Genomic DNA, 8642 nt, shown 5'->3' on the forward strand with positions numbered 1-8642 from the left:
ATCCTTCTTCGCCGCAACCACACAGCCGCCCCACCTGGGTCCGTTATGCGTGACAACTGCCACACCGGTGTGCTACGAATATATTCCTATTAGGAATATATCGGTCAGGTACATTTGGAGGATCGATGTCAGGTAGCGCTGAACCCGCCACCCCCACGGCCGTCATCGACCGCATATCGCTGGTTCTCGACGCCTTCGAGGGTCCGGGGCGGCTCACCTTGGCGCAGATCGTCAGGCGCACCGGCCTGCCGCGCTCGTCGGCGCATCGGATGCTCGAACGCCTGGTGCAGCTGCGCTGGCTACGCCGCAGCGGCCGCGATTACGAGTTGGGCATGCGCCTCGTCGAACTCGGATCGCTCGCCGTGCATCAGGACCGGCTGGTGCGGGCGGCCGGCCCATTGCTGGGAGAATTGCATCGCGCCACCGGCCTTGTCGTGCACCTGGCCGTGCTGGAGGGTCCGGACGTGGTGTACCTGGACAAGATCGGCGACCAGAGAATTCCCACCCGGGTGGGCGGTCGCCAGCCCGCCCACTGCACCGCGGTCGGCAAGGCGATCCTCGCCTATCGCGACGAGGATGCCGACCTCGACTTAAGGGTTCGGAAGACGCGATACTCAATCTCCAGCGGCACCCAGTTGGCCGTCGAGTTGGCCAAGGTGCGCGCGCACGGCGTCGCCTTCGAGCGCGAGGAGTCGCTCCTCGGATTCGGCTGCGTCGCAGCGCCGATCGGCGGGCCGGGTGAGGCGGTGGCGGCGGTGTCGGTCTGCGGTCCGATGAACCGGATGATGTTCGACCAGCGGTTGACCTCGCCCGTGCGGATGACCGCGATGGGCATCTGGCGCAACGTCGAGGACGGCCCGCAGCGCGTCGCGCCGACCCTGCAGCCCCTGCGCCCATTGCGTCCCGCCCTTCAGTACGCGTGAACACATGCGGTCAGGTCTTCGTGATCGACCGGGTGGTTACCCGGCCCGGCTGCGCTCGGCGGTTCGTCGACGCCTACCTAGCCGAATACGCCCCCGGCGCGCGGGAGCGCGGGATGACCTTGCGCGACGTTCTGGTCAGCCCGCCGATCTGGTTCGATGACGACACCAACACCGTGACGATCACCTGGACGCTGCCCGACGTGCGGGCGTGGTGGGAGATGACGTGGAAGGGCAGGCCGGACCCGGCCCTCGGCGAATGGTGGTCGCGGATCGGCGAGTTCGTGCAGGAGCGGTCGCGCTCCTTCGCGGCGAGCGCCGATGACGTCGACGATCTCTGCGATGTATAGCGTCACCAGGTTGCTCGACATCGTCGAGGACGACCGCGACCGACTGGTCGACGAGATGCGTGCTGCCGCGGCCGACAGCGGCGCTCTGCGGTGGGTGGTGGCGCCGACGCTGCCCGGCGCGCGCAACGGCGGTGACGTCCTGGTGCACCTGCGGTTCGGGGCGCCCGCCCAATGGGGTTGTGTGGCAACGGCCTTCGATGCCTTGATGGCCGACTCGGCGGTTACCCGCGTCAACGGCGCGAATTACTCGGGTCGGCCCGTTCGATCCGGTGAGCTGAGGGGCACGGTGTACCGGGCGCTGTTGCTTCGCGTTGCACCCCACGCCGCGCCTGCCACCGTCGCCCGCTTCGAGCACGAACTCGAATCGATGGCGCGCTATGTCTCCTCCATTCGCGCATGGCAATTGAGCCGGGTGTCCGAGGGCGTCGGTGCCTCCGCCTGGACCCATGTGTTCGAGCAAGAGTTCTCCGACGTCGCCGGGCTGATGGGGCCCTATTTGATGCATCCGATCCACTGGGCCGTGGTGGACCGCTGGTTCGACCCGGAGTGTCCCGACGTCATCGTCCACGACCGCGTCTGCCACAGCTTCTGCGCCTGCCACGACCCGGTTCTCGGCTGACGGGCGGGCGTGGTGGGCGCGGCGAGCTAAAGCCCCGCGGCCAGGATATTGGGGTTGGCCGTCGGCGGTGGCGGCAGCGGCGGGAGTACCGTGGTGCCGTCCAGGCTGTGCACCGGCAGTTGCTGCGACCACGGAAAGTGCAGGCTGAACGCGACGAGCCCGGTGCGCTCGGTGGCGGGCAGGTGACACATCGCCAGCACAGTCTCGGCGAGGTATTCCACCGGTTCGGTTGGGAAGCCATTCGGAATGAGTTGGGCCGCACCGGGAGTGCGGACGGCCGTGGATGGGCCTACGCAGTTCACCGCGATGTTGGCATCGAGTAGTTCGGCGGCGACGCCTTGGGTGAAGCGATGCAGCGCGGCCTTGCATGACGCGTAGATCACGTCACCCGCGGTCTTGTTGTAGTCGCGATACGGCCGCACCGGGGCGACGCCGGTCACCGAACCGATGTTGACGATCCAGCCCGCTCCCTGCTTGCGCATCTGCGCCACAGCCGCTTTCGTCAAGACGAACGGCGTGCGCAGGTAGTGCTCCACCGTGCGGTCGAACGTATCCAGGCTCATGTCCTGGACCAGGGAGTAGTCCGCGAAACCCGCGTTGTTGACCAGGATGTCGATGCGGCCGGTGCGATCGAGCACCGCGCCGATCAGCCCGTCGCGCTGCGCGGCGTTCTCGAGATCGGCCGCGACGGCGAATGCCCGCCCGCCGGCGGCCTCGATCAACCCGACCGTCTCGCCGACGGTGCCGGGAAGCGTGCTGGCCGCCCCGGCGCGGACCGACGCCGACGCGGCGTGCGAGCGGGCCGTGACCGCCACGGTGGCGCCTTCGGCGGCCAAGCGCTGGGCGATCGCCCTGCCGATCCCGCGGCTGCTGCCGGTGACCAAAGCCGTCCTCCCGGAAAGCAATCCGCTCATCGCAACTCGAAATCGCCCTCAACGGGTGCACGGTGATCACGCCATACGTCGAGCAGCCGGTATGGGAAGGCCGTCACGATCCGTCCGCCGCCCGAGCGGTAGTACGTGTGTGCGGACGGGGTGTGGCACCACACCGTGCCCCGCATGGTCGCGTCGATGTCCGCGACGTAGTCGTCGTAGGCGCGCTGCGTGACTTCGATCGTCGAGGCCGCTCGCAGCGCCATCAGCTGCAGGCATTCCATGACGTAATGCACCATCACCTCGACGCCGAAATTGTGACCCGCGCCGTGTCCCGGGCTGTAATTGGGCGCCGACGAGATGAACAAGTTCGGGAACCCGGGGACGGTCCCACCGCGGTACGCCCGCGGCCGGTCGCCCCACTCGTCGGCCAGCTTCTTGCCGTCGCGCCCCTGAATGTCCACGGTGGACAGGAAATCCAGATGGTAACCGGTCGCGTAGACGATGACGTCCACGTCGATCTGCCGGCCGTCGGACGTCACGATGCCCGCCTCGTTGACTCGGGCCGGCTCGCTCGCTTCGACATCGACGTGCTCGCGGGCCAGCGCCGCATAGTATCCGCCGGGATCGCGGATGATCCGCTTGCCGTACGGCGCGAAGTCCGGCGTCACCTTCCGCGCCAGTTCGCTGCCGGCGCCGAAGACGTCGTCGATGTACTTCAGGCACATCTGCAGCAGCGCGTCGTTGGCCGGCGAAATCGACAGATGGCCGGCCGCCCATTCGGCGTCGTACAAGATCACCGGGTAATTGTTGTCGGCGGTTCCCCAATAGGACTTCAGCCGAATCCAATTGGCGTAGAACGGCAATCGAGTACCCAGCCATCGCTGATAGTCGGGCACGTCATCGGTGAGCCGCCGCCGCGGGGCCACCCAGTGCGGCTGGCGCTGGAACACCGTCAGGTGCGACACCCGGTCGACGCACGCGTCGACGATCTGCACCGCTGTGCACCCCGCACCGATGATTGCGACCCGCTTGCCGGTCAAGTCCAGGCCGGGGTCCCACCGCGCCGAATGGACCTCGACTCCCGCGAAAGTCCCGCGTCCCTTCAGTTGCGGCCAGCGCGGCCGGTTCAGGTAACCCGCGGCCGGGATCACCACGTTGGCGTAACTGATCTCACGGGCGCCGCCGGGACCCAGCGCACGGATCTGCCACTGACGACGCTCGTCGTCCCAGCGGAGGGCTTCGACTTCGGTGCCGAAGCGGGTGCGTTGCCGCAGTTCGTATTTGTCGGCCACCGACACCAGATAGGACTGATACTCCGGCCCCATCGGGTAATAACTGGACCAGTCGCCGTTGATGTCGCGCGACAACGAGTAATACGCCGAGGGGGTGTCCACACCGATTCCGGGATAGGTTGTGGTGTACCAGGTCCCGCCGACCTCGTCGTGACGGTCGAATATCTCGTAGTCCACGCCGGCGTCGGCCAACTCCAATGCGGCGGTCAATCCCGCGATACCGGCGCCGATGATCGCCACCCGGAAGTCGTCGGGGAGCTTCGCGGTGCGTGGCAACACCGGCTGCGGCGGCTGGAATCCGCCCTGCTCCAACAGCAGCGGGATGTACTGGGGGTCGATCGTTCCACCGAGTGCGACCGGCGCGATCCGCGCGAACAGGTCAGGGTCGTCGGCACGGGCGGCCTGACGGGACCGGGGCATCTGCAGCGCGCTGACCACGGCCTCCACGATGGCCGCCCTCGTCGCCGGGTCGGTAGTGCCCGCCTGCTCCGGCGGGTCGGGCACATGGGTGATCCTCGGCGCGAAGCGGTCGACCATCCCGGCGTCACCGGTGAGTTGCGCCAGCACCGCGACGAGCACGCCCGGATCGGCCCGGACCAGGTTGGCCCGCAGTTCGTCGCGATCCACGCCCACCCGGCCGGTGCCGTCGGCCCTCGCGGTAGCGCCAGTGCTCATGACGCCGAGTATCGCCGCCGCCCATCATCATCGGGCAGCCCTTGTCTACTCAGCGGGACACCGGCGACAAGCCGTAGAGTACCGGCGCCTACGGTGGCCCGCATGGAGTCGCGCGACCTAGACGCCACCATCATGCGCGCGCGCAGCCATGCACTCGGCGATATCCCCCGCCGTCCGGCGCGCCGGCACCCGGATAAGACCGCGATTGTCGACGGTGACGTCGTGCTGAGTTTCGCCGAGCTCGAGAACTTGGTGGACCGCGCGGCGGCGGCCCTGGGCGACAACGGTTTCAGAGCCGGCGATCGGCTGGCGCTCTTGTCCCACAACTGCTGGCAATACGCCGTACTGGTGTTCGCTACCGCGCGGGCGGGGGTGGTCCTCGTCCCGGTCAACTTCATGCTCACCGCCGAGGAGGTCTCCTACATCCTCGGCCATAGTGGCGCACGAGGATTCGTCGTCGAAGCGGCCTTGGCGCCCATCGCCGACCAGGCGATGCGACTGGGTGGATCGGTGACGACGAAGGCGGCGCTGTGGCCGCCCGGGCAGTCCGCTGCGGGTGACTGGCCCGACTTCGCCGAGTGGCTGAGCACCACCTCGACGGCCCCACGACCCCATATCGACGACGATCAACTGCTGCGCCTGATGTACACCAGCGGCACCGAATCGCGACCCAAGGGCGCCATGCACACCAGCCGAAGCCTGATGTGGAACTACATCAGCACGATCCTGGCCGGCGACAAGTCCGGCGACGATGTCGAGATCCATTCCCTGCCGCTCTATCACTGCGCACAGCTCGACAACTTCCTGGCCACCGATGTCTATCTCGGCGCCACCAGCATCATCCTGCCGCGGCCGGATCCCGAACTCGTCCTGCGCACTATCGAGCGCTACGCCGTCACCAACTATTTCGCCCCACCGACGGTCTGGATCTCGTTGCTGCGATCACCCGTCTTCGACACCGTCGACCTGTCCAGCCTGCGCAAAGGGTACTACGGCGCCTCGGCGATGCCGGTCGAGATCCTCAGCGAAATCCGGGAGCGCCTGCCGCGCCTGAGGTTGTGGAACTTCTACGGCCAGACCGAAATGGCGCCGCTGGCATCCGCGCTCGGCCCCGACGAACAGGACGCACACGCAGGGTCGGCGGGGCGCCCAGTCGCCAACGTGGAGACCGCGATCCTGGATGACAACGGCGCCCCGCTTCCCCCGGGCGCCGTCGGTGAAATCGCCCACCGCAGCCCGCATTTGATGCTGGGCTACTTCGACGATCCGCAGAAGACAGCCGAGGCCTTCCGGGGCGGCTGGTTCCACTCCGGCGACCTCGGCTACTACGACGAGAACGGGCTGCTGCATGTCGTCGACCGCAAGAAGGACATGATCAAGACCGGCGGGGAAAACGTCGCAAGCCGGGAAGTCGAAGAAGTCATCTACCGCCACAGCGGTGTCGAGGAAGTCGCCGTGTTCGGGCTGGCCCACCCGGTTTGGGTCGAGGCCGTCGTCGCGGCGGTGGTGCCGCGCGACGGCGTCAACCTCGCCGAGGGCGACATGCTCGCGCACTGCCGCGCGCACCTGGCCGGGTTCAAGACGCCCAAGCGAATCTTCTTCGTCGATTCGCTACCGAAGAACCCCAGCGGCAAGCTGTTGAAACGGACGCTGCGCGAGCGATTCAGCTCGGGATCAGCCGAGCGGTGAAACGCACAGGGTGGAAGATACGGTGATGGCGTTCACCCGGTTGGTGCCCCCTAACTCGATCGACCCGGTGTCGACGCAGGACCTTCGCGACGAGGTGCGGCAGTTCCTCGACGACCAGCGGGCGGCCGGCGCGTTCACCCCCTCGGTGGACGCCTGGTTGTCGGGATGGGACGAGAACTTCACCGCCGCGCTCGCGGCGCGCGGCTGGTTGGGGATGACGGTGCCCGTCGAATACGGCGGCCACGGGCGTTCGTTCCTGGAGCGGTTCGCCGTCACCGAGGAGTTGCTCGCCGGCGGTGCCCCCGTGGCCGCGCACTGGATCGCCGACCGGCAGATCGTGCCGTCGTTGCTGAAATACGGCACGGAGTCACAAAAGCTGAGTTTCCTGCCGCGGATCGTGCGCGGCGAGTGCTTCTTCGCCATCGGCATGAGCGAACCGGAGTCCGGCTCCGACCTGGCCAGCGTGCGCACCAGGGCCCTGCGCGTCGACGGAGGCTGGTCGCTGACCGGCACCAAGGTTTGGACATCGGGCGCACACCTCGCGCACGCGTTCATCGTGCTCGCCCGCACGGCGCCGCTGGAGCCGGAGCACCGGCATGCCGGGTTGAGCCAATTCATCGTCGACCTGCGCGGGCCCGGCGTCGACGTGCGCCCGATCGACTCGATGAACGGCGCCCACCACTTCAACGAGGTGATACTCGATGAGGCGTTCGTCCCCGACGACATGGTGTTCGGTGCCATCGGCGACGGCTGGCGGCAGGTGACTTCCGAGCTGAGCTTCGAGCGCAGCGGACCCGAGCGGTACCTGTCGACCTTCGTCCTGCTGGCCGCCTGCGCCGACCGGATGGCGGCGAACGCCATTCCCCGCAACGCGGAGCTGGGGAGACTCGTTGCGCGGGTCACCGGCCTGCACCACATGTCCACCGCGGTTGCGGGCGCGTTGGAACGGCGCGAGCCGGCCGACATCCCCGCCGCCCTGGTCAAGGTGCTCGGCACCAGCACCGAAGGCGACATCGCCGAGTTCGCCGACCTGCAGGACTCCCCCGATCGGATCTTCGCGGACTTGGTGCGGGCCGCCGTGGATCAGCGGCCGGGGTTCACCCTGCGCGGCGGCACCAACGAGGTGCTTCGCGGAGTCATCGCCCGTGGATTGGGGCTGCGGTGAGCCTCCGGCCGTCCGTCGACGAAGCGTTGACCGACATGATGGGAGCCGTCTTTGCCGGTCACCGCGAAAAGCTCTCGGGCGCAACGCTTGTCGAGTGCGGCTCTGACCTGTGGCGCCAGCTCGCCGAGCTCGGTCTTCTGCGCCTCACCGGTGCGGTCGAGCACGGCGGCAGCGGGGCCGGGTGGTACGAGGCGGCCGAGCTCCTGACGGCGGCGGTGCACAGCGGCATTCGCATCCCGCTGGCGGAGCACGACTTGTTGGCATGCTGGCTCCTGGAGGCCAGCGGGTCGGCCGTCGACGGCGCGGCGCGGACCGTCTGCGTGGTCGACGCGCACGGCGTCGCGACGGACGTGCCGTGGGCGAGCATGGCCGAACGGGTGGTGGTCGTATGGCGGGCCGACGGGCAATATCGCGTCACCGACGTCGCCCCCGAGAGGCTCTCCATCACCCCCGGCGTCAATTTGATCGGTGAACCACGCGATACCGTGGCCGCCGAGCTCTCCGGCTTGCAGGGAACGCCCATCGGCCCGACCCTTGTGCGCCAGCTGCGGCTGAAGTCGGGGCTGGTGCGGGCGCTCCAGGTGTGCGCCGCCCTGGACGAGATACTGCGGCTCTGCATCGAGCACGTCAGCTCACGAACCCAGTTCGGGCGGCCGCTGTCGAAATTCCAAGGCGTTCAGCACCTGGTCTCCGACGTTGCCGCCGAGGCCGCGCTCGCCAAGGCCGCAACCGAGGCGGCGTTGACGGCCGGCGTCACGGCACAGTGGTCGAGCCCGACGCTGGAATTCCTTGTGGCCGCGGCGCGTTCGTGTGCGGGCCACGCGGCAACCCTGGTGGTGAGAAACGCCCACCAAGTGCACGGCGCCATCGGCACCACCCGCGAACACCGCCTGCATGAATTCACCAGGGCCGCGCTCGCGTGGCGATCGGAGTTCGGTTCGATGCGTTACTGGGACGACGTCGTCACCGACGCCGCAATGCACGCGAGCGCCGGCGGCTTGTGGAGCCTGATCACCGAGTGACGCGGACGGTGTTCCACTGATCGGGCGGTCGCGGT

Annotated in this window: 8 protein-coding genes; 6 read left to right on the forward strand and 2 right to left on the reverse strand. The window is 68.0% G+C overall.

The genetic code is table 11. The features are described 5' to 3' along the window. Nucleotides 1-125: 125 nt before the first annotated feature. The 3 genes from A5711_RS19380 to A5711_RS19390 are packed head-to-tail and all read left to right on the forward strand — an operon-like array spanning nucleotide 126 to nucleotide 1889. Nucleotides 126-923 (forward strand): IclR family transcriptional regulator, encoded by a 798-nt coding sequence (locus A5711_RS19380; RefSeq protein ID WP_067949337.1) that lies wholly within the window; start codon nucleotides 126-128, stop codon nucleotides 921-923. Further along, nucleotides 920-1270 (forward strand): hypothetical protein, encoded by a 351-nt coding sequence (locus A5711_RS19385; RefSeq protein ID WP_067949339.1) that lies wholly within the window; start codon nucleotides 920-922, stop codon nucleotides 1268-1270. The genes A5711_RS19380 and A5711_RS19385 overlap by 4 nt, the downstream gene beginning before the upstream one ends. Continuing rightward, the gene (locus A5711_RS19390; RefSeq protein ID WP_067949341.1) at nucleotides 1263-1889 is read left to right on the forward strand and encodes a Dabb family protein; all 627 of its coding nucleotides are present in this window, start codon (nucleotides 1263-1265) and stop codon (nucleotides 1887-1889) included. The genes A5711_RS19385 and A5711_RS19390 overlap by 8 nt, the downstream gene beginning before the upstream one ends. 26 nt (nucleotides 1890-1915) lie before the next feature. Here the strand turns inward: A5711_RS19390 and A5711_RS19395 are convergent, their stop codons facing one another. Together A5711_RS19395 and A5711_RS19400 are read right to left on the reverse strand one after the other, a co-directional pair. After that, on the reverse strand, nucleotides 1916-2803 hold the full coding sequence (locus A5711_RS19395; protein WP_067949343.1) for an SDR family NAD(P)-dependent oxidoreductase: 888 nt from the start codon (nucleotides 2801-2803) through the stop codon (nucleotides 1916-1918). Then, complete coding sequence (locus tag A5711_RS19400; RefSeq protein ID WP_067949345.1) at nucleotides 2800-4731, reverse strand: NAD(P)/FAD-dependent oxidoreductase; 1932 nt, start codon at nucleotides 4729-4731, stop codon at nucleotides 2800-2802. Before A5711_RS19400 ends, A5711_RS19395 begins: the two co-directional genes overlap by 4 nt. Before the next feature lie 102 nt (nucleotides 4732-4833). Here A5711_RS19400 and A5711_RS19405 point away from each other — a divergent pair, with 102 nt between their 5' ends. The 3 genes from A5711_RS19405 to A5711_RS19415 are packed head-to-tail and all read left to right on the forward strand — an operon-like array spanning nucleotide 4834 to nucleotide 8607. Continuing rightward, entirely contained in the window at nucleotides 4834-6420 is a 1587-nt protein-coding gene (locus A5711_RS19405; RefSeq protein ID WP_067949347.1) for an acyl-CoA synthetase, read from the forward strand. A gap of 25 nt (nucleotides 6421-6445) precedes the next feature. Further along, nucleotides 6446-7585, forward strand: a complete 1140-nt coding sequence (locus tag A5711_RS19410; RefSeq protein ID WP_067949349.1) for an acyl-CoA dehydrogenase family protein — start codon at nucleotides 6446-6448, stop codon at nucleotides 7583-7585. Next, a complete protein-coding gene (locus A5711_RS19415; RefSeq protein ID WP_067949351.1) occupies nucleotides 7582-8607 on the forward strand; it encodes an acyl-CoA dehydrogenase family protein in 1026 nt (341 codons plus the stop codon). Before A5711_RS19410 ends, A5711_RS19415 begins: the two co-directional genes overlap by 4 nt. The last annotated feature ends 35 nt before the right edge of the window (nucleotides 8608-8642 follow it).

It is taken from the genome of Mycobacterium sp. E2238, from assembly GCF_001672665.1.
In the GTDB taxonomy this organism is placed as follows: domain Bacteria; phylum Actinomycetota; class Actinomycetes; order Mycobacteriales; family Mycobacteriaceae; genus Mycobacterium.

Bases quoted from the DNA above. Each gene is read 5' to 3' on its own strand.
- A5711_RS19380 (WP_067949337.1), top strand. From the start codon at position 126: ATGTCAGGTAGCGCTGAACCCGCCACCCCCACGGCCGTCATCGACCGC.
- A5711_RS19390 (WP_067949341.1), top strand. From the start codon at position 1,263: ATGTATAGCGTCACCAGGTTGCTCGACATCGTCGAGGACGACCGCGAC.
- A5711_RS19395 (WP_067949343.1), bottom strand. From the start codon at position 2,803: ATGAGCGGATTGCTTTCCGGGAGGACGGCTTTGGTCACCGGCAGCAGC.
- A5711_RS19400 (WP_067949345.1), bottom strand. From the start codon at position 4,731: ATGAGCACTGGCGCTACCGCGAGGGCCGACGGCACCGGCCGGGTGGGC.
- A5711_RS19405 (WP_067949347.1), top strand. From the start codon at position 4,834: ATGGAGTCGCGCGACCTAGACGCCACCATCATGCGCGCGCGCAGCCAT.
- A5711_RS19410 (WP_067949349.1), top strand. From the start codon at position 6,446: ATGGCGTTCACCCGGTTGGTGCCCCCTAACTCGATCGACCCGGTGTCG.